The following is a 20,641-nucleotide window of genomic DNA, read 5'->3' on the forward strand; positions in this document are numbered from 1 at the left end:
GGCCTCCACTCCAGCCAGCATCTTGAATCACAGAACCGACTGATCGGGAATCCCCTTCGATTCCGTCAAATCAGGAACCGCTCTAGTTCAGCGAGACGATGCCGGGCGGCGAGGCCAATGCGATCTTCTATCTGGTCGGCCAGGCGGGGCTTAAGGGCGCAACCGCGACCTCCGGAGTCCTCGCTTGCGGTGTCTGCTTTCTCGGTCGGCGGCTACGTGAGAACTAACCTGTTTCGGCCGTACTTGATGGACGCGCTGGCAGCGGCCTTGCGAACGGCAGGGCTTCCCGAATGAGGCCACTCAGGGCGGCCCGAACCGCGCCCAGGTGCTTCGCTGTCACAAGCCGCCGATCCCCTCCCAGCCTCCACTCTCAGGCTCATTCTCGGCGATGCTCCGTTGGACGCATGCTTGCATAGCTCGTCTTTGTGAGGCGACGTCGACTCGCGCTAGGGAAGCCGGTTTATAATCCGTACACTTTTAGACGATTGACCGAAGTACACCGCCGTCGACGCGCAGACCGGCGCCACTCGTCGCTGACGCTTGCTCCGAACAAACATAGACAACCATGTTGGCAACTTCTTCGGTCGTCGCAAATCGATTGATCAGTGTTGTCGGGCGCATCGTCGTCAAGAACACTTGCTCCGCTTCCTCTTGGCTGATGCCTTGCGAGTGCGCCAGCTCATTCATCATATTCGACAGGATTTCGGACCTCGTTGGGCCGGGGAGGACCGCGTTAACTGTCACACCCGTTCCGGCGACCGCTTCGGCAAGCCCCCTCGATATGGCGAGTTGCGCCGTCTTGGTCATGCCATAGTCGATCATCTCTTTCGGGACGTTGAGGGCGGATTCGCTGCTGATGAATACGACCCGTCCCCAACCCCGCGCTGTCATCTTCGGCACATAGTGGCGTGCGGCGCGAACGCCACTCATGACGTTGAGCTGGAAGAGGCTTAGCCAGTCGTCATCGGCGAGATCGAAGAAAGTCTTCGGGCGCGCTGTGCCCACATTGTTGACGAGGATATCCGCATCGGGCGCCTGTACGAACAGAGCTCGGGCCCCTTCGGCTGTCTCCAGGTCAGCTGCAACGCCCGTCAGATCAGCCTGTGGGAAAAGCTCGCGAATCTCGCGAAGCGCTGTGGCGACGCGTTCCTCGCCGCGGCCGTTGATCACAACCGAAGCGCCCGCGTGCGCCAGTCCTTCGGCGATGGCGCGCCCGATGCCCGCCGTGGAACCCGTTACGACGGCCTTGCGGCCCTTAAGATCGATATTCATGAGTCTATTCCTTCAATTTCGGACTGCGACAGCGACGGCTGTTTTAGTTGATGTGTGAGGCAGTGCGTTCGGTTGCGACCTTGGCGAGATCCTCAAGGAGCTTTTCGTGCGTGCGCCAAAAAACATCGGGGGCTTTCTTGCCCAATTCGATCCAGAACGGGCCCTGCATCGTCTCCTCGGTCCAGAGGTGGCATCCATTCGCCGTGGGTGTGATAATCCATGCGTGATAGGCCTTCGAAGTCACCGCCACCTTCGGGTAGCCGCCCCACGCGATGCGCGTCATGGGCTCGAACTCCTGCACTGACGCGAAGACGTCCTGGCCGGCCAGGTTGGTTTCGAACCGTGTGCCAAGGCGAAGCGATTCGTGCCCATCAAGCAACTGCACGTGTTCGACGCCCGGGTAGAAACTAGGCCAAGCTGCGGGATCCACGAGCAACGACCAGATCGTTTCAGCAGAGGCCTCGACCTCGAGTTCGTTGGTGAAATGGATCGGGGATCGGCTGGGCGTCAGGTCTGCCGGCCATTTGATTGCCTCGAACATGTTGTTCTCCGTGTTGGGACAAAAAACGAAAAAAGTGCCGTACCTGCCTGCGCGAAGTGGTCGGCCGATGCCGAAATTAGCGGCGGCCCCTCAGCGCCAGCGGCCCGGGCTCACACCTGCGCGAAGCCCCCGTCGACGGTCAGCTCGATGCCCGTCACGAACGAACTGTCGTCGGACGCGAGGTAGAGCGCGGCCGCAGCGATATCGTTGGCTTGACCGTTCCTGCCCAGCGGCGTGTCGAGGGCAGTGTGCGCGAAAAAGGCATCACTCTGCTCCTGGGACAGACCGGCGTTTATGCCGATAGGCGTTTCGGTGTTCCCGGGGGCGAGCGCGTTTACGCGGATATGACGGGCTTTCAGATCCGAGGTGAGGGTCCGCGCGAGGGAGCGGACCGCAGCCTTGGTGGCCGAGTAGACGCTGAAAGCCGGAGCGCCCTTCGAGCCCGACACGGACGACGTGAGAATGATTGAGGCGCCGTCGCGGAGCACCGGCAACAGCGTTTGCACGGTGAAGAATGTGCCCTTCAAATTGGTCGTGACGGTTCGATCGAACGCTTCTTCGCTCACTTCGCCGACCGGCGCGAACGTAGCGACGCCGGCATTGGCAAACAGCACGTCGGCGAAGCCGTAGGTCTTGGCGACGTGGTCGCGAAGAGCAGCGAGATCCGCCATCTTCGTGATGTTGGCGAGGACCGGATCCAGGCCCCGCCCCAACGCCTGCGCGGCACGTCGAACCTTCTCGCCGTGCTGGTCCACCATCACGACTACTGCGCCCTCGGCCGCAAACCGCTTCGCGGTGGCAAGGCCGATGCCGCTTGCCGCACCGGTGACAACGGCTATTCGCCCATCAAGTCGGCCCATTCCGGTTTTCCTTTTTTGTCCAGGGTCGACGATCATCTCGCCCCCTCGCAACCAAATGGGATCGAACGCGCTCAGGCGGGATTGACGATTTCTCGACAGCGGCTGTGCGTTGGCGCACCGCCTGCCCCCAAGCGATGGTGTTCGCACTGGCTGCGAATGCCGCAGAATAGCCGATTGCCGAGGTATGGGAGCTGCAGCGAAACTGGAATTGTGGGGTCGACGAAGAGGTTCGCACCATTCATGCTATTTAATACGTGTTTCAACACCGCAGCTTGCGGTGCAAGGTTGCACCACATGATCGACTGGGACGACGTTCGCTACTTTCTTGCCATCTCGCGCGAAGGCTCGGTTCGGGCCGCCGCCGAGCGCCTCAAGGTAAATCACTCGACTGTGCTGCGACGCATTGCCCAACTGGAACAGCGCCTCGGCGCGTACCTGTTCGAGAAGCTGCCCTCAGGCTATCGTCTCACGGATGCGGGTGAGGGAGTCCTCGAGTTCGCTGTCCAGATGGAGGCGTCGTCAAATCAGCTGGAGACGCGCGTCTTCGGTCGCGACCAGGGCGTGGGCGGGCTTCTGCGAGTGACACTGCCGCCCCCACTCGCGACACACCTGCTCATGCCGGACTTCGCCGACTTCGCACGTCTGCATCCCGAGATCGAGATGGAGATACTATCCATCGACTCGCCGGTGGATCTGACCAACCGAGAGGCCGACGTCGCAATCCGTGTCGTCTACGACCGCGATACCCTGCCGCCCAATCTTCACGGCCTGAAGGGACCGGAACTGTTCGGAGGCGTCTATATGTCCCGTGATCTGCTTGCCGCGTGGCGTGCCGGGGCGCCTGATCGCATTCGGTGGGTCGTGAGGAACTGGGATGGCGTCTCGGACTGGGCGCGTAGTGGTGAGGTTCCCGCCGCCGAGGGTCCATTCAGGGCCACGGACGCTGTAGCCCAGCTTCTCGCGGTGCGCCAAGGGCTCGGGATGGCGGCGCTATCATGCTTCGTCGGAGATGGCGACCCGCTGCTGGCGAGGGTGCCGGGCACCACCCAGCGCATGTTCGGAACGTTGTGGCTCCTCACACACGGCGAAACGCGTAAGACCAAGCGCGTGCGGCTGTTCATGGAGTTTATATCGCGCAGGCTCGCCGCATACGCGCCACTACTGGCGGGACAACCCGACTCCAGCGAATGACGAGCGACTGTCCCTGGCCACGGATGTCGACCTCCATTGGGACGCCGAGGCGCGATCAATCCGCGAATGGTGCGCCGATGCATAACCGATGTCGAGAAATCGCCAATCCCGGTTGAGGCTCCACGACCTTAGCTAAGCTCCAGAACGTACCGGCAATTCGCCGATCTGGAGATATGAAATGACTTACGCAATCATAGGCGCCGGGGCTGTCGGTCAGGCGCTCGCGAAAATGTTCGCCCGCAAGGGTATCGAAGTGGCCATAGCAAGCACACGTGCGCCCAAGGCGCTCGCGCCGCTCGCAACGGCCATCGGAACCACGGTCATCCCCAGCTCCCTGAACGAAGCGATCAAGGCCGACATTATCCTGCTGGCTGTTCCGTTCTGGGCGCACGGGGAGGTTGCGAACACTGCCAAGGACTGGCGGGGCAAGATCATTATCGATGTGACGAACGCCTACGGCGTCTCACCAAGCGATTTGGGCAGCCTCCCGTCTTCGGCCGTGGTCGCCAAGGCGTTTGGCGCTGCCGCGCTTGTCAAGGCGTTCAACCACCTGCCTGCAGGCGTCCTTGCTCAGGAGCCCTCCATCGACGGCTGGCGGCGAGTGGTTTTTCTCTCCAGCGACAATGACAGCGCCCTTCCTGTGGTGTCCACGCTGGTCGAGCAACTCGGCTATGCACCGGTCAACCTTGGAAGGCTCGCAGAGGGTGGGCTGCTCATTCAGGCGCGAGGAAACACCTGGGCGCCTTTAATTTTCAAAGATCTCTTCAAGAAGCAGGCTTGAGCCATGTATGATCGTGTAAAATGGCCTGACCATTTCGACCCGAAGATTTCGTCGATCTACGCGCTCAATGACATTGACGTGAAAGCCCCGCCTGAAGTGGTGTGGGAGCTGCTGGTCGACGCCGAGAACTGGTCGAGCTACTTTCCTCCTGAGGATCAGGTCAAGATCCTGACCGGTGAGCCTAACCTGGCGCTCGGAGCCAGATTCAGTCGGGTGACGGTTGGATTTCCGATGAGCCTTGTCGTAACGGAGTGCGAGCCCGGCCACAGGCTCGCGTGGAAAACGGTGGTCGACGGCGACGAGACCGGCTCGACCGCCTATCACGGTTGGGTCATCACTCCCACGGACACGGGTTGCCATGTGCTGACGGAAGAGACGCAGCAGGGCCCTTGGTTCCTCGACGTGCTCGGACACAAGCACCCCGGTGGGCTCTACCGCTATCATCAGCAGTGGGTCGAAGACCTTGCTCGCGCTGCCGAGGCGGAAGCGGCGAGGACGGCGCGCTAATTCCGCATCTGCGTCTTCTTCGCTCGCGGCTGATTTTAGGGCGTCCGCCTTAGGAACATCCCCGCGATAAGAAGCGGTCACGTGCTTGCATGACACGCTCTCTATTGGCGAATGCCCGCTTCGCCAAGAAAGGCGCGCAAGTTGCGGATGTCACGGCTTTGGCACGAACTCGAGCAACGGCGCGGAGGGCGGCCCCACAAGCGGTGGATAGCGGCGGTAGGTGTTGTGGACCGCTCCGTCCTCCATCGCGAAGACGCTCCACCCTGCGCTCACCGACACGGCCGACTGGAGGTCCGGCGCGCCGACGTCGTCGCGGTAGTCCTGCAGCCATTGCGGGGCCTCGCGGAGGGGAACAGCGCCAATACACCGATCGCGACACGGAGAGTCTAAGCGACGAAGACGGGCATGGCCGAGGCAATTATCTTGCTAATGGTATCCTGCTGATGGGAGTAGACGAGGAGAGAGGAACCGCCCTCTCTCCCCGAGTTCTTACGGACGAACACTGATGACTGTCTTTCCCGTGCGTCGCTCGGTTGAGTTGAAGGTGGCGACGGCATCATCCATGCTCGAGACCTTGCCGATGTTCGTCCGCAGTCGTCCATCCCGGATCCGCTGAACTATCTCCGAAAGCTGGGCTCGATCAGCCTCGACGACGAAGTCAACCGTCAGGCCATCTGCAGGTCGAATATCCGTTGGTCCGACGACTGTCACAAGCGTTCCTCCGGCCCGGACCAGCGTTGCGGACCGTTTCTGAATATCGCCGCCGATGACATCGAACACCAGATCGACACCGCCGACTTCTTCCAGGGTGTCATTCCCGAGATCGATGAATTCATTTGCACCGAAGTCGAGCGCCTTCTGGCGGTCGGCGGCGCGTCCGGTGCCAATGACATAAGCTCCGGCCTCCCTTGCAAGCTGCGCCACCATGGAACCGACGGCACCGGCCGCGCCATGCACGAGAACGCTCTGCCCCGCCCGAAGGCGGCCGTGCTGGAACAGTCCCTGCCACGCGGTCAGGCCGGAGATCGGCAAGCTTGCGCCAACCGTGAAGTCGACGTCGCCGGGCAGCGGTGCGAGATTGCGTGCCTCCATGGCGACATACTCAGCGAGCGTGCCGTCGCGATGCCAGTCGGCGAGGCCGAACACCCGCTGACCGATCGAAAGCCCCGTGGTGCCGTAGCCGAGGGCCGTGACCACACCGGCCAGCTCATGGCCGAGGATCGACGGCGTCCGGTCATGGAAGGCCCGATCGGCCCAGGTCGAAGGCCACTCCAGTTCGGTGTTGACGAATCCCGCCGCATGAACTTGTACGACGACATCGTTTATTGCCGCCTGTGGTTCGGGCCGCTGCCCCAGCTTCATTCCGGCCGTTCCTGCAGCCTGGTCCGTCACTACGATCGCTTTCATGGGAATTGTCTCCTCAGTGATTTGTTGGTTCGGGGTAAATTGCTGGCGTGGAGGGTCTTTTCGATCTCTCACGCAGTTAGACTAGGTCCCCATAAAGGTATGTCATCACGCCGAACCGCAGCACGCCGTCGTCGCCGGTCGAGTAATACCGCTACTTCAGCGCCGCCGACAGGATTCCAATGACGGTCTCATCGGTATCGGCGAGCCGCGAATCCATGCTAAGCCGCCGCCCTGTACGAAAGGACGACATCTGTGAGCGAACTGACCGTGGCCGAGGCGACCGAAAGTATCTATGCCTCGCTCCGGGCGGGCAATGCCGACATCGACGCAGGTATCGCGACGCTCAAGGCAGCGCTCACACGAGAGGGGATAAAACAGGCGGTGTTCAATCCGACCAAGTTGGCGCAGAACAATCGCTCGGGCCGCAAGTTGATGCAGGCTTATTTTCGGCAGCGCGGCGTGAGCGTGAGGTTTTCGGACCAATAAAACCGAGCGCGGGCGATCTCAGGCGCGCCGTTGGGAGTGATGGGCCAATCCGGCGATTTGCCAACTGTAGTCGTGACTGCGCCGCTTACCAGACATGAGACCATGCACGCTCACAGGTGGACCCTCGCAATCCTGAAGCCGGAGGAACCAGCAAGAGCGCCGAGCAGCAGAGGCGCTCAGTCGAAGCGTCTCTCCAGCTGCCGTGCTTCAAACTATTGCAAGACGTTCAAATTTGACCTTCCGCATTCATGCTCTGTCGAGCGTATCTCTTAGAAGCGCTTAAACCTTCTGCGCCGTAGGTTTTTGTCGGGCTGAATCGCCTTCAGCGACGATGACGACGAAATAGGAGAACGCAAATGGCTCGCAATCACGTTGAACGTCTTAGAGAATTCAGGGAAATTCTGGTCGCGACTCGACGCGAAGGAGTCCGTAACGTGCACCATACTCGCGACGCAATGCGGGCAAGTGGCTTTCAAATTGGCGACAGCGACGGCTCCAGCTACGGAGTCGAGCTGAAGGTCCTCCAAGAGGAAATCGAGGCAGTCGATCGCGCCATCGAGGACGAGAAGCGGTTGGCCTTGACACTCGAGAGCGCGGCCCAATCCCGCCGGCCGATTAAGCCGAGAGTCGTGAAAGGAACATAGAATCGGGTACGAATCGCTCCTGGTCGTTCGAATCTGTCCAGCATCTTCGCGCGCGCCGGCATGGCCCACACGCCTTAAAAGCCGGCGGGATCTGCTCCGATCGGAGCGAGGCGCCCCAGCGCGGGATGCGACCGGGTGCGAAGAGATCACGGTGCTGCGGCACGCCCTGGGCGGCGCAGACGGAGGACTGCGCATGAGTCACGACCTTTCGGCATACGCTCGGGTGCTCCACATCGCTCCAACACCCGCTGCTTCTCCTCGGCCTCGAACGAGGCCATGATCTGCGCTCCTGCGCGCGTCGCCCCTGGAGGACGGCGAGCCCCCGCTCGCCGAAAGCGCAAGATATGTGATGCGGCTGCACGGCTTGGCCGTCAGCACTACAGTGCGATTCATGAAGCCTCCGACGAAAAGAAGAATTTGAGCCCCAGCAACAGCCGACGCAAACGATCCCGTGCCGGGCACTCATGCGGAATGCTCCGAGGACATCGTTGCGAAAGCCCCTGCCTCTGGATGAACAGAAGCGGTGCCTGACACTGTGCGAGGCAAGCCCTTTTCAGCGGCGTAGCGAGAATCAAGATGGAGCCACCAAGAAATTGCTTAGCAGAGCAAAGCGTTCACGCGCCCCACTGAGGCATAGAGCAACTCGGAGGCAGGCCGCTGCCTTCCGGCACATCCTTCTGCGCCGACCAACGAGCAACTCAGCCCAATGGCACTGAGGTCATCGGTAATTCCAGTCGCGCCCTGCCCGGCCGACCTTTGAGGCATTTCGGGTTCGCCTCCCGATCGGCGGCCGGCATCGGCAAGAGAGATCGGCAATCAATATCGGCAATTATGCTGACTTATGGTCTCGAATGCCTTACATTGCAGGCAATTGAGAACTATTGAGATCGGCAAATAATGCTTGAAACCCCAGCCCGCATCGAGCCACTGTTTTTTGGCGACGCGGTACCGACCGTCCTGGCAGATCTCGCGATCGAGTTGCAGAAGGCCGCCGATGACCTCGGCCGAGGCCTGCATCCGGAATCGGCTGCCGAACTAGCCGATCTCGTGCGCGTCATGAATTCTTACTATTCGAACTTGATCGAAGGCCACAACACCCGACCTCGAGATATCGAGAGTGCATTGGCCGGAGCCGAGATTGATCCCGAACGCCGCCCTCTCGCCTTGGAGGCCAAGGCCCACGTCGAAGTTCAGAGGGTGATTGATGGTCTCGGTTTGCGTGGGGAACTGCCGAGCCCGACTTCGATCGATTTCATCCGGTGGGTTCATCGTGCCTTTTACGACGGGATGCCAAAGGAATTCCGGTTCATCGACAATCCTGACGGCACCAAGGCCGCCGAGATCGTGCCCGGCGAGTTTCGGTTGTCCGCAGATCATGATGTCGTTGTCGGGCGCCATCAGCCGCCATCGTCTGACAGGATGGTGGTCTTTATGGAGTATTTCCAGAAACGGTTTGCGATGGCCGAAAGGCAGGCCAGCCTGCGGATCATCGCGATTGCGTCAGCTCATCATCGCCTCAATTACATCCACCCGTTTCCAGACGGCAACGGCCGCGTCAGTCGGCTGATGTCTCACGCCATGGCGCTCAAGGCCGGGATCGGCGGCAATGGCCTGTGGTCGATATCTCGTGGTCTCGCTCGTGGACTGAAGGATCGGGGCGAATACAAGCGCATGATGGATCACGCCGACAGCCCAAGACAGGGCGACCGCGACGGCCGAGGAAATCTTTCGGAATCAGCACTCAAGGATTTCGTCGAATGGTTCCTGACAGTCGCGCTCGACCAGGTGCGGTTCTCGACCGCGATGTTCGACCTCGGACGGCTCGAGGCTCGCTACCGCGCGCTGGTGAAGGATCTCGTCGACGACAAACGGGCACCTGATCTGGTGGCGGCAGTACTGCGGCACGGTAGGCTGCCCCGCGGCGATGCTAACTTCGTGCTGAAGACATCCGAGCGCACGGCACGGAACACGCTATCGGATCTCGTCGACCGCGGTTTCCTGAAGTCTGACACTCCGAAGACACCGGTGCGGATCGCTTTTCCTCTCGATTTCAGGGAACGGCTGTTTCCGAATCTCTTCACCGATGCCGAAGTCAATGTTCCCAAACCGCCCTCACTGTCTTTCAGTTGAGTGGAATTGTAGCAAGTTGCAGCATCGGGAGGGCCGCTTGCGGCGCCCAATTATGTCAATGGATTGCGATTCTATGATTTGACGACATGTCGTTGTCGAGGACATATCCCGCCCGACATGCTGATCGAATGGGGATTGGCCGACCGTTTCGCCCCTACAGCGACCTCCCGCCCCTTCCTCCGCGCCAGGATGTGGAGACAAGGGCGGTGCTGAAGGCCTGCATCGCGGCGCGAGCAGCACTGGCGGAACTGTGCGTGTCCGGACAGCTCATTCCCAACCAGGCGGTCCTGATCAACTCGATGCCTCCGCTTGAAGCCCAGGCAAGCTCGGAAATCGAAAACATCGTCACCACGACCGTAGGCTGTTCGCTTCGCCAATGAGTCCGGCAACCAGGTCAGGCGCTCCTCGGCCAATCTCTCAGCAGAACTTCGGCCGCGCCGGAGACCGACGCAACAACTCTGTCGCGAAGACCATCTAGACCTGATGGCCTGGCCCGACTGTCATGCACTGTCAGGCCTTGGCCTTGCGCTTTGCTGGTGCTTTCTTTGGCGGCGTTTTGGCACCCGCCTTGCGGCCGAGACCGGCAGCTTTGGCAAGAGCAGACCGCTGGGCCGCATAGCTGGGCGCTACCATAGGATAGTCCCACGCCAAACCCCACTTGGCTCTGTACTCATCGGGTGTCATCCCAAGCAAGCCCAGGTGGCGCTTCATCGACTTGAACTTGCGCCCGTCCTCAAGGCTGATGATGTATTCGGGAAAGATCGACTTCTTGGGATTTACCGCGGGCGTAAGTATTGGTGAGGGTGCAGCGACCGGCTTAGCCAGGCCAGACAACGCAGAATTAACGCTGGCGATCAAATTCTGCAGATCCGCCACCGGCGTTGCGTTGCTCTGGACGTAGGCGGCGACGATATCTGCTGTCAGTCCTAGAAGATCCGCATTTCTCTGCCAAATTGCTTCGTCCATCAAAATCATTCCCTTGTTGATCTCTGGCGTTCCTATTGGGAAAACTCGGCTTGCGCAATTGCAAACAACGATTGTTTGACGCCAGATTACTCTAACGGCCGACTTCGGTGCACTGACGCCTGCCAACCAAAAAAGGAGATCGATCGGCCCGCTCTCGCCGATCGACCCAACTTCATCACGCACGGGCATCGTCGTGCGCTTCGAAGCGGGCGCGGTTCAACTCGGCGCAGACTTTCAAGTTTGTGAACATGGACATGGTCGCCTGCGACGGCCGGAGTTGCAAAGCGACCGATCACGTCTCCGTACTTGCGCACCTTGGAGCCTGGCGCGAGATCGTGCAGCACGAACTTGTCGCCTGTTTCGAGTGACGCATGGAGGTTGAGAACCAGTCCGCCCCGCGCGCCAGGCGTTCGTGCCGAACTCGGGCCATGTTGCAATGCAGCATTGACGTTGAAGGAGGAATGTCAACCGTGCGGGAGGAACACGAATTGCGCTGTGCTGTTAGCGAACCCGAGTTGCCAATCTCCCGCTTCAGGTGCTCGTGCAGATGTCTGGCAGCACCGATGGCGAGTTACCCTCGCTTCGCCACGAACGCGATTGGCGGCTGGCTACGCCGACGATCCCGGACGGCGACTCACAGCATCAATCCAGCGCGCGCAGGTGGCGGATTGGCCGGCCACCAGCAATGCGATCTGCGGCTGTGGCGATGGAATTGGCGTCGATGCCGAAGTGGCGGTAAAGGTCGCCAATCGTCCCCGACTGGCCAAAGTGCTCGACGCCGAGACTGCGCGTGCGGTGGCCGCAAACCGAGCCCAGCCAGCCGAGTACCGCTGGGTGGCCGTCGGCGACGGTAATGATCGCACAATGGGCTGGAAGGTCGGCGAACAGCCGTTCGACATGGCTTCTGGCATGAACAAGGCCGCGCTCACGTGCGCGGCTTGCCGCCGTCCAGCCTGCGTTCAAGCGATCGGCCGAAGTCACGGCCAGAAGACCGACGTCCCGACGGTCCTCGGCCATCATGCCGACCACCTCGATGGCTTCCGGCGCGACGGCGCCTGTATAGGCGACGATCACCTCGGCATTCGGACCCGGACGCCGCAGCCAATAGCCGCCGTCGACAATGTCCTGCTCGAGCTCAGGCTCCATGGGACGAATGATCTGCTCGACCGGGCGCGTCGAGAGCCGTAGACAGACCGAGCCGCCGGTCTCGTCGCGCAGCCAGGTACGCTCCGACTGCACGGCGTCGCCGTCGCGCTGCATATAATCCAGCGCAAAGCGCATGATGACGCCCAACTCGTCGACGAATGCCGGCTCGTAGGCGGCAAGCCCGTCTTGCGCCATGCCGATCAACTGGGTGGCGATCGACTGATGCGCGCCACCCTCCGGCGCCAGTGTGACTCCGGATGGCGTGGCTACAAGGAGGAAGCGCGCATCCTGGTAGCAGGCATAGTTGAGCGCATCGAGACCGCGCTGGATGAACGGATCGTAGAGCGTGCCGACCGGTAGCAGCCGCTTGCCGAAGATCGAATGAGACAGCCCGAGCGCCGACAGCAAGATGAATAGATTGTTCTCGGCGATACCGAGCTCGATGTGCTGGCCAGATGGGCCGAATTCCCATTTCTGCGCCGAGGCTATGCGTTCACTGCGGAACGTGTCGGCAAGCGAGCGACGCGCGAACAGGCCGCGCCGGTTGACCCAGGGGCCGAGATTGGTTGAAACGGTGACATCGGGCGATGTCGTGACGATCGCGTCGGCAAGCGGCCCGCCGGTCCGTGCAATCTCATCCAGGATTCTGCCGAAGCCGACCTGGGTGGAAACGCTGCCCTTGGCTTCCGGGCCGAGACGATCGGGGACGAGGATGCGCTGGGCGTGTCGGCGGCGTCGGCCTTTCGCGGCGAAAGGCACCGCATCGAGGAAGCGTCGGAGATCAACCTTGCCGATATCCAAGCCTTCGAAGGGATCCCACTCCTGCCCCTCACCGATTGACATCGAAGCGCGAAAGGCTGCCATCTGATCCTTGGTCATCAGCCCGGCATGATTGTCTTTGTGGCCGGCCAGCGGCAGGCTGTCCTCTCGTCATTCGTGGCGAAGCTCACCCGCACATGACAATTGTCGAGGATGGAATTGTTCGGTCCGTAGGCCTTCTCGATCTGGTTGAGCGATTGTGCGATCAGGAACGACTTGATGCCATAGCCGGCCATGAAGGCCAGCGCGCTTTCGAAGAAATCGAGCCTGCCGAGCGCGGGGAACTCGTCCAGCATCATCAAAAGACGCTGTCGGTGATCCTTCGCGTGGAGATCCTCCGTCAGTCGGCGGCCGATCTGGTTAAGCACCAGTCGGATCAGCGGCTTTGTGCGACTGATGTCCGATGGCGGCACGACCAGATAGAGCGTCGTCGGCCGTGTCTCCTCGACGAGGTCTGCGATCCGCCAGTCACAGTGTGAGGTCACCTTGGCCACAACTGGATCGCGGTAGAGGCCCAGAAAACTCATGGCCGTCGAGAGCACGCCCGAGCGTTCGTTTTCGGACTTGTTAAGCAGTTCCCGTGCGGCCGACGCCACGACGGGATGCGGACCGGCGTCGCCCAAATGCCGCGTCAGCATCATGGCGCGCAGCGTTGTCTCGATTGGCCGCTGTGGATCGGAAAGGACGTTCGCCACGCCAGCGAGGGTCTTGTCTTTCTCCGCGTAGAGCACGTGCAGTATGGCGCCGACCAGCAGCGCATGGCTGGTCTTCTCCCAGTGGTTGCGACGTTCCAATGTGCCTTCTGGGTCGACCAGGACATCCGCTACGTTCTGCACATCTCGAACTTCCCACTCGCCGCGTCGCACCTCCAGCAGAGGATTGTACGCTGCGGATCCAGCATTGGTCGGATCAAACAGAAGCACCTGGCCGAAGCGGGCCCGCCATCCGGCCGTCAGTTCCCAGTTTTCGCCTTTGATGTCGTGGACGATCGCCGAACCCGGCCAGGTCAGTAGTGACGGCACGACCAGGCCGACGCCTTTGCCGCTGCGGGTCGGTGCGAAACATAGCACGTGTTCCGGACCGTTATGACGCAGATAGTGTCGGTCCAACATACCCAGCACCACTCCATCCTGACCGATCATCCCAGCGGCCTCGACTTCGTGTCGCGTCGCCCAGCGCGCCGAGCCGTAGGTCGTGGTGTCCTTTGCCTCGCGCGCCCGCCACAGCGACATCCCGATCGCTGCAGCGATCGCCATGAGGCCTCCGCTCGCCGCAATCGCCGCGCCCCCGAGGAAGACCTCCGGCGCGTAGGCGTCGTAGAAAAACCACCACCAGAAAAAGGCTGGCGGCGGATAAACGGGCTGTCCAGCCAGTTCGAACCACGGTGGACCGAGTTGGCTTTGAAAGCCGAGCCGCCCTGCCGTCCACTGTGTCGCCCCCCATGTTGTCGCGATGACGATCAGAAAGACGGTGAGGACCTGGCCCCATAAAACCTTGCTCGCGGGCATCGGTCGTTTCCCCAAATGGATGATCGGAAACAACCCAAAAGCTCGAATTCCTGAATCCGCAAGACAAAAGGAGCGGTCGAAGCAGCAGGGCGTACCCGGACGTGGAAAGACTTGCTCGCTGCGGCTTCGAATGTTGAACGAGCATCGGGGGCTGCTTGCTTCCGGAGCCGTTGAGCCGCTAGTCGCCCAATGATAGTTAGTTGTCTCGGCTTCAAACGGCATCTGACGCCTCGACGGTTCTTGGAGAACACGGATTTTCCACACGACCAAATGGACAAGAGTCCTCACGGCGCGCAATCGATGACTACAGGAGACGCCTGACCGAGCGAGGCATTGCGCGCTTCGAGGTGGTCGGCCGGGATCTCGATCTGGGCTGATCCGCTCCGTCAACCGCCTGGCTGAAGGCGGCGCTGACGCCGACCGGTTGCGCATGGCCATCAACCAAAATAGCGACTTCTGGAGAGCCCCTCAGAAAGGCGGTACCTCAGGGCTTGCATCCCCTGTTGTTCGTTCCGAAGTCGACCTAGCGCGGCCTCGTCAAGAACGGCGTAAGGTCGACCTGTGACGCGCTACCCGGAATCGCTCCTGGTATGGATGTCGAGCCAGCGCGACGAGGATTGTTCATCGCCTCGCTCACCGTTGCTGAAAACCGCCGCGGGAAGCCGCGGGGCAACAAGCGCGACGCACTCAAGAAATGACTCTCTGGGTCCGAAGGGCCGCAAGGCGCTGTTTGCGCGCCGTATCCTCGACGACAGGGCCGGGCTGATCTGGGTACGGCTGACGGCAGAGGGGAAAGCGGCCGGCCAGTCGCGCAGCGGACTCGACATGATCATCGCTGCCGTCGCCGGTGCGAATGAGTGTGTGGTGGTAACGGATAAAGACAAGGACTTTGCCGGGACTTCAGATTGTGAATCCAATACGCGGGGCGCTCTGGTGCAATGCCGATCAAGGAATCGTCAGCTCGGCCGCGCCGGGAATGATCCGGCGTTTTCTGTCGACGCACAGCCGCCGCCATGGCTTGCCGGAGAGCTTCAAAGCGCCGGCGACCGGCTCACTGCCCTTCCTCGTCTCGACGAAAGTGTTCGTTCGAATGATGCTTTTCCGTGGCCCAGCGCGCAAGTTTTGTCAGCCAGCACAGGGCCTCCTCTTACGCTCGCTGGTCGTCGAGGCCCAGCGGCCTCTAGCTGACAGTCCCCCCCGCAGCCAAGCCGCTGGTCCCTCGGCGCTGGGAATGGGCATTGGAGACGGAATTGCGCTTACCGCTACGGTCCGAGGCGCGTGACAGATGACCGCGTCAGCCTCTCCACCCCGAGCTACGAATCCCCGCATTCGATCAGGCACAGCAAATTCAAGGCCAAGCGAGGCCTTACCGGTCTCGGAAACCGGCGCTACTTCGATGAGTATCTCGCGGCGGAATGGAAGCGCGCAGTCCGCACGCAGAGTCCGTTGTCGCTTTTGATGATCGATGCAGATCACTTCAAGCGCTATAATGAGACCCTTGGCCACATGGCGGGCGATGAGGTGCTGAAGCAGGTCGCCGGTGTGATCCAGAGCACTTGCAATCGCTCTACGGATCTCGCTGCGCGATATGGGGGCGAGGAGTTCGTTGTTGTGATGGTCGACGCTTCGTTGGCGCAATCGGGCACCGTCGCGGAGCGGCTCGTCCAGAGCGTGCGGGAGTTGAGCATTCCGCACGGGTCCGAGCGGGTGACCATAAGCGTTGGTGTTGCAACGACGGTACCCAATGAGACCCATACGCCACATGATCTCATCAATGCAGCCGACCTGGCGCTTTTCCGGGCCAAGTCGGAAGGACGAGACCGCGTCGTGTATCAAGAATAGTTTAAAGCCTCCTAATAGGATCAATGGCGCTGGCGAGCAGCTTGCGGAGGTGGCCGCCTTCTCCTCGCGACCTTTTATGCTGTCTCACCGGCTGAGCCACCTCGTATGTCCCACAGGGCAACCCGAATGAGGATGGCCAAGGGGGAACTTTTGGCATCGTCCTGCGGGAGTGGTTGGACAGAACGCTTCCCTGACGCGTGCGCTCGATAGACGAAGAGCGAAACGGACGAGATCGCAAAGGCTCGTCTTCCGCAATCACGGAGTTACCCGAATTTCCAAACCCGCTATTGTTCCAGGCGGCGGACCCCAACCCGCTGGGCCGGCGTCTCTTGGCATCTACCCCAACGGCCCCCAATGACGCTTGCCGCAGCCGCAGTGACGCCGGCGGTTAAGGCCTTCGCATGGGACTAACACTTCGCGATTGCTATCGGTTTTTCCGCATGGCCCAGGCGGCTTTCGCCGGCCGAAATGGACTCTCCAACGTAAACGCGTCTGGCAGAATTCCCTTTTCGACCTGTGTCCATGTGACTGGAGCGGCTATCGGAAAGCTTGAACGGGCTCGCGGCGAGTAAGCGCCGACGGCTGTGTTGCCGCGGCCGTTGCGGAGGTAATCCAGAAAGATGCGCCCACAACGAGCCGACGGCGCAGCCGACAAAAGATAGCGATCGGGGTGCTTGCTGACCAGTTGCTGTGCCAGCTTTCGGGCATACTGCCGGGCGTCGTCGTGGGTGATCACGGCCTGCAGAGGCGCCATCACATGCAGGCCCTTGCCGCCGGTCACCTTCGGCCAGCTATCGAGTCCTTCCGAACGCAGCATGTCCCGGACCTTCAGGGCCGTTTCGACGATCATCTCCCATTCGATGCCTTCGCCAGGATCCAGGTCGATGACAACCCGGTCGGCATGCTCGATATCATCGACGGTGGTGTTCCAGGGATGCAACTCGACAGCGCCTATTTCCACCAAGCCAAGCAGCCCATCAAGATCATCGACCCACAGCCTCACGCCTTCTCCACCCTCGCGCTTCTGAACACGCAGTTGGTGCACGGTATCCGGAATGTCGGGCAATCTGCCCTTGTGATAGAAGGTGATCCCGTGAGAGTGGCGAACCAGCTTGAGCGGCCGCCGGCCGAGATGGACGAGCGCCTTCTTCGCCACCTTCTTCCAATATCGGATCAGCTCCTCTTTCGATGGCACCATGGCGTCGGGCAGCAGTTGTAGAATGTTCTCGCGCGGGACGCCGGAACTTTCATTGGACGGCGGCTTCTTGCAGACCAATGACGCGCCGGCCGGCGGGCTCAGATCGTCGCGCAGGCCCTTGAACACCGCTTCGCGCAGCAGCCCGTCATCGGTGGTGCCGCTATACTGGATTTCGGCCTCAACGGCCGGCTGCACCCACGTCGCCTTGGGCTTGTCTATCGGCTCGGCGAGCGGAGATTTGTCGACGATTAGCGGGTCCAAGCGCTCGCGCACTTCGCGTGCATCGGTAAGGCTATAGCCGCTCTGCGCCTTGCCGGCGTAGTGGACGCGATTTCCATCTCTGCGGCCGAGGTAAAGCGAGGCGATCCTGCGCGGCCTGGCACCCAGCTTCTCGACGAAGGCGACGATCGGAAAATTGTCGCTCTTGATGCATTTGAGCTTGAGCCAACTGTCTTGCCGACCGGAGCGATAAGGCGAATCTGCACGCTTCGAAACAATCCCCTCAAGGCCCATTTCGCAAGCGTGCTCAAACACAGTCGGGCCGTCGCCTTCCAGATGATCAACGTAGATCAGGGCCGGCGGTGCGCCTTTCAGGAGACGTTGCAGGGTCCTTTTGCGCTCAAGCAACGGAACGTCCCGCAGGTCATTGCCGTCGAGGTGGAGGAGATCGAATGCGTGGAAGATAAGGTTCGTCGATTCAGCCTTGCCAAGTTCGCGACGTAGCGCCTGGAAATCAGGACGTCCTGTGGTGCCAAACACTGTCGCTTCGCCATCAACGATGGCCCGCTCCGTGGTCTTTAACTGGGCCGCAGCCCGGACGATCGGTCCATATCGGTCGGTCCAGTCGTAGCCGTTTCGCGTGAAGGCCTGCACCCTACCCTCTTGGATGATCAGCTGCGTACGGTATCCATCGTATTTGATTTCGTGGGTCCACCCGCGGCCCTTGGGCGGCTTGTCGACCAACGTTGGCATTTGGAACTCAATGAACGATAGCCGGCCAAGGCCAAGCTCGGTTAGCATCCACGCGCACTCCAAACGCTGCGATTTGAATCAATATCGCTGGTTCGAATCGGTTCCGAAACAAATTGCGGATTCAGGCTGGCGTCGGCATTTTCTCTAAGTTGGCAATCCTTTCATGACCGCAACAACCGCCCCGGGCCGCCACGATCAGCGAGTTCACTTCGGAGGCCGGCGAACCAGCCTGGCAGCGACCGCCCGTCACGGCGAACTAGTGACGCCACTAAGCCACTAAACTGCTCTCTCAGGAGCTCAGATCCGCAAGCGTCTCAGATGAGCTAAATCGCACAATTCTCCTGGCTCCTAGTAACCGATGGGAGGCAGAATGGGGCGAACGCAGGCCCAAGATAGCGGCGGACCAGCAAACAATCCAGAAGCCGCGGGCTGTAAAAAGCGCAACGAAAGCTGCTTGCCCGCGTTGCCATTGATCCGAAGCTCCACCAGGAGGACCACATGGGCGACGACAAGAGCACACGCGACCGAGCCCGCCTGGGATCCAGCCAAGACTTCGACGTGGAGCATTTCGCGCAGCAGAATGGTATTGCCGTGGACCAGGTTCCCGACCTGATCCGGGCCAATGACAACGATCGCACGGGGGTTGCGGAAGCCATCAAGGCCCTCCGGCGGTCGGCCGGCCGGAGCCGGTTGGACGGCAGGGGAGATCCGCCAGGAAAGAGCACGGATGCATCTCGGCGAAGCGAAAACTGACTGCCGAACCAGGTGATTGTCACTTATGAGCGGATGAGACCGGCCGTCAAATCTCAGTCGTCGCTGCGCGCTTGTTGATCTGACTTTAGCAACCTTCCGCCCGTAGGGATCGCACCATTCGCACCACGATCGGATCGTACGGGATTTTTTCGGATCTGCTGTAGTTCATCGTAAAGAGCGCCGCACGGTCATTGCAGATCGCAATGACGCGTACATAGCGGATTTGCCCGTCCCTGAGGCCGGAATAACTGGCCCAAGTCGGCTTAACGCGCCGATAGGTCACTTTCCAGCCCGCCTTTTCGTCCTCGACAATTCGATGCTCTATCTCGGCGCGGAAACTGGCCTTTCCGAGTCTTGCGCCCCAAACAGCAAGAAAGGCCCCGTTTTTGCCCTGAAAAGCTGCCCCCTGGTCGGAACGCTGAGTCAGAACAAAGCCAGGGGGCACATCGAATACAAAGCCAAACTGCTTCACGCCGAAGGGCTGCCACTCTTGCGCATAAAGAAGCATGGTGGAAAATAACAACGAGACGAAGCTAAGCAGCAAACGGCTCATGGAGTTTAATTAGGATCGAGTAATATACCGGTCCATACCCTGCCGGATCCCGGTCGCAGATTTTTTTGCCAAGGCGACTTAGCATCGGCAACCTGTGCAGTCGTAGACACGGGCGGCGCCGCACGACAGGCAGCTTAACGCCGATCTGCTCCAAACTCATACTCGGCCATCACCTTGGCCATTTGCGATGAGCCGCCGTTAATGAGCTGCGGCTGGCCCAGCCAGACGCCGCCGCATGCATCGACGGCAAGATTTTCTGCCTTGGCCGGTAACCCATGGCTTACGTGTCCTCGCGTCCAAGCCTTTGCCGATCCGACTGGAACCAATGCGACCAGGGCCGGTTAACAACCGAAGGGACTTCTCGGATCCGGAATGATGGTCGATCTATTGAACATCGAGCTGGCCAAGGCCAGGCAGGGCGTTAAACGAGCGGAGCTGTCTCTCCAGCGTGCAAAAGAAATGCTGAACAAAAGCTGCGGCGTCGGCATTAATATCGCGCTGTGCGGGAGGATTAGGTCTGCACAACGGCGAGTGGCCGAGGCCAGAGCACGTCTGGTCAAGATAGATCCACCCGGCGCGGGCGGCAGTCGAATAGGCTAAATATTCTGCCGCGGGCGGGGCGCCGTCACAACTGATCAAAGCAGCCACAAATCTGCCTCAAGGAGGCCCTCGTCCCTACTGCATACATCGGGGAATGCAGGGGACGCGACTGGGGCGACCAGCTTAGAAACGGCTTGCATAGTGACCGCGATTCGTCACCTCGTTGACAAGCTTGCGGTGATGTGAACAGGATTATACAGGCTCATTGAACAGGTACTTATATGAAGCGGCGTTCGGTTCAACTGTCTCCCGGCACGGGCAAGCCAGAACAGATCGCCACCGTCCTCGAATATGAAATCCGCTCCGGTGTTCTCGGCTTCGGCGACCGGCTGCAAAGCGAGAACGAGCTCGTCCAGCGTTTCTCTGTTAGCCGCAACACGGTGCGCAAGGGTCTCGAGGAACTGTCTAGCCGCGGGCTGATCACCACCAAAGTCGGCATCGGCTCTTTCGTCACCTTCGATGGCA

General features: G+C 60.7%; 19 protein-coding genes and 2 pseudogenes. 11 read left to right on the plus strand and 10 right to left on the minus strand.

Features of this window, described 5'->3' with window-relative positions; all coding sequences use genetic code 11:
* Positions 1-477: 477 nt before the first annotated feature.
* From NKJ72_RS29740 to NKJ72_RS29750, 3 genes are all read right to left on the minus strand, one after another.
* Positions 478-1,272 (minus strand): SDR family NAD(P)-dependent oxidoreductase, encoded by a 795-nt coding sequence (locus NKJ72_RS29740; RefSeq protein WP_352480606.1) that lies wholly within the window; start codon positions 1,270-1,272, stop codon positions 478-480.
* Positions 1,273-1,315: 43 nt separating this feature from the next.
* Positions 1,316-1,813 (minus strand): SRPBCC domain-containing protein, encoded by a 498-nt coding sequence (locus tag NKJ72_RS29745; RefSeq protein ID WP_352480607.1) that lies wholly within the window; start codon positions 1,811-1,813, stop codon positions 1,316-1,318.
* A 110-nt stretch (positions 1,814-1,923) separates the two neighbouring features.
* Positions 1,924-2,673, minus strand: coding sequence for an SDR family oxidoreductase (locus NKJ72_RS29750; protein ID WP_352480619.1), 750 nt, complete (start codon positions 2,671-2,673; stop codon positions 1,924-1,926).
* A gap of 294 nt (positions 2,674-2,967) precedes the next feature.
* On the opposite strand from NKJ72_RS29750, the gene NKJ72_RS29755 reads away from it, so the two are divergent.
* The 3 genes from NKJ72_RS29755 (at position 2,968) to NKJ72_RS29765 (ending at position 5,152) form a co-directional block, all read left to right on the plus strand.
* A complete protein-coding gene (locus NKJ72_RS29755) occupies positions 2,968-3,864 on the plus strand; it encodes a LysR family transcriptional regulator (protein WP_352480608.1) in 897 nt (298 codons plus the stop codon).
* Between the two features lie 163 nt (positions 3,865-4,027).
* On the plus strand, positions 4,028-4,645 hold the full coding sequence (locus tag NKJ72_RS29760; protein ID WP_502901919.1) for an NADPH-dependent F420 reductase: 618 nt from the start codon (positions 4,028-4,030) through the stop codon (positions 4,643-4,645).
* Positions 4,646-4,648: 3 nt separating this feature from the next.
* Positions 4,649-5,152: an SRPBCC domain-containing protein gene (locus NKJ72_RS29765; RefSeq protein WP_352480610.1), complete on the plus strand. Its 504-nt coding sequence runs from the start codon at positions 4,649-4,651 to the stop codon at positions 5,150-5,152.
* A gap of 489 nt (positions 5,153-5,641) precedes the next feature.
* Here NKJ72_RS29765 and NKJ72_RS29770 read toward each other — a convergent pair whose 3' ends face one another.
* Entirely contained in the window at positions 5,642-6,559 is a 918-nt protein-coding gene (locus NKJ72_RS29770; protein ID WP_352480611.1) for an NADP-dependent oxidoreductase, read from the minus strand.
* Between the two features lie 252 nt (positions 6,560-6,811).
* Between NKJ72_RS29770 and NKJ72_RS29775 the strand changes: the two genes are divergently transcribed.
* The 4 genes from NKJ72_RS29775 to NKJ72_RS29790 all read left to right on the plus strand — a co-directional run bounded on the left by NKJ72_RS29775 (position 6,812) and on the right by NKJ72_RS29790 (position 10,199).
* A complete protein-coding gene (locus NKJ72_RS29775) occupies positions 6,812-7,045 on the plus strand; it encodes a hypothetical protein (RefSeq protein ID WP_352480612.1) in 234 nt (77 codons plus the stop codon).
* 356 nt (positions 7,046-7,401) lie between these two features.
* Entirely contained in the window at positions 7,402-7,689 is a 288-nt protein-coding gene (locus tag NKJ72_RS29780; RefSeq protein ID WP_254818635.1) for a hypothetical protein, read from the plus strand.
* 1,056 nt (positions 7,690-8,745) lie between these two features.
* Positions 8,746-9,819 carry a Fic family protein gene (locus NKJ72_RS29785; RefSeq protein WP_352480620.1) on the plus strand — a complete coding sequence of 358 codons (1,074 nt, stop codon included), beginning with the start codon at positions 8,746-8,748 and terminating at the stop codon, positions 9,817-9,819.
* A gap of 206 nt (positions 9,820-10,025) precedes the next feature.
* Positions 10,026-10,199 carry a Fic/DOC family N-terminal domain-containing protein gene (locus NKJ72_RS29790; RefSeq protein WP_352480613.1) on the plus strand — a complete coding sequence of 58 codons (174 nt, stop codon included), beginning with the start codon at positions 10,026-10,028 and terminating at the stop codon, positions 10,197-10,199.
* Between the two features lie 130 nt (positions 10,200-10,329).
* On the opposite strand, the gene NKJ72_RS29795 is transcribed toward NKJ72_RS29790, so the two are convergent.
* The 4 genes and pseudogenes from NKJ72_RS29795 to traG all read right to left on the minus strand — a co-directional run.
* Complete coding sequence (locus NKJ72_RS29795; protein WP_352480614.1) at positions 10,330-10,785, minus strand: Ros/MucR family transcriptional regulator; 456 nt, start codon at positions 10,783-10,785, stop codon at positions 10,330-10,332.
* Between the two features lie 86 nt (positions 10,786-10,871).
* Positions 10,872-11,222 (minus strand): hypothetical protein, encoded by a 351-nt coding sequence (locus NKJ72_RS31075; RefSeq protein WP_502901918.1) that lies wholly within the window; start codon positions 11,220-11,222, stop codon positions 10,872-10,874.
* 205 nt (positions 11,223-11,427) lie between these two features.
* Positions 11,428-12,849: pseudogene (locus NKJ72_RS29800) on the minus strand (transketolase-like TK C-terminal-containing protein); the annotation flags it as partial.
* Positions 12,843-14,258 (minus strand): annotated as a pseudogene (gene traG / locus NKJ72_RS29805) (IncP-type conjugal transfer protein TraG); the annotation flags it as partial. The pseudogenes traG and NKJ72_RS29800, both read right to left, overlap by 7 nt.
* 1,278 nt (positions 14,259-15,536) lie before the next feature.
* Here traG and NKJ72_RS29815 point away from each other — a divergent pair.
* Positions 15,537-16,100, plus strand: a complete 564-nt coding sequence (locus NKJ72_RS29815; RefSeq protein ID WP_352480615.1) for a GGDEF domain-containing protein — start codon at positions 15,537-15,539, stop codon at positions 16,098-16,100.
* A gap of 424 nt (positions 16,101-16,524) precedes the next feature.
* Here NKJ72_RS29815 and ligD read toward each other — a convergent pair whose 3' ends face one another.
* On the minus strand, positions 16,525-18,318 hold the full coding sequence (gene ligD, locus NKJ72_RS29820; protein ID WP_352480616.1) for a DNA ligase D: 1,794 nt from the start codon (positions 18,316-18,318) through the stop codon (positions 16,525-16,527).
* A gap of 450 nt (positions 18,319-18,768) precedes the next feature.
* Between ligD and NKJ72_RS29825 the strand changes: the two genes are divergently transcribed.
* Positions 18,769-19,023 (plus strand): hypothetical protein, encoded by a 255-nt coding sequence (locus NKJ72_RS29825; RefSeq protein ID WP_254818584.1) that lies wholly within the window; start codon positions 18,769-18,771, stop codon positions 19,021-19,023.
* Positions 19,024-19,108: 85 nt separating this feature from the next.
* Here the strand turns inward: NKJ72_RS29825 and NKJ72_RS29830 are convergent, their stop codons facing one another.
* Positions 19,109-19,576, minus strand: coding sequence for a hypothetical protein (locus tag NKJ72_RS29830; protein ID WP_352480617.1), 468 nt, complete (start codon positions 19,574-19,576; stop codon positions 19,109-19,111).
* Between the two features lie 372 nt (positions 19,577-19,948).
* Between NKJ72_RS29830 and NKJ72_RS29835 the strand changes: the two genes are divergently transcribed.
* Both NKJ72_RS29835 and NKJ72_RS29840 read left to right on the plus strand, forming a co-directional pair.
* Positions 19,949-20,176 carry a hypothetical protein gene (locus NKJ72_RS29835; RefSeq protein ID WP_352480618.1) on the plus strand — a complete coding sequence of 76 codons (228 nt, stop codon included), beginning with the start codon at positions 19,949-19,951 and terminating at the stop codon, positions 20,174-20,176.
* Between the two features lie 221 nt (positions 20,177-20,397).
* Positions 20,398-20,641 (plus strand): GntR family transcriptional regulator (locus tag NKJ72_RS29840; protein ID WP_352479813.1); only part of this gene is annotated, 244 nt, incomplete at its 3' end.

Source organism: Mesorhizobium sp. M0045 (assembly GCF_040323385.1).
Classification (GTDB): domain Bacteria; phylum Pseudomonadota; class Alphaproteobacteria; order Rhizobiales; family Rhizobiaceae; genus Mesorhizobium.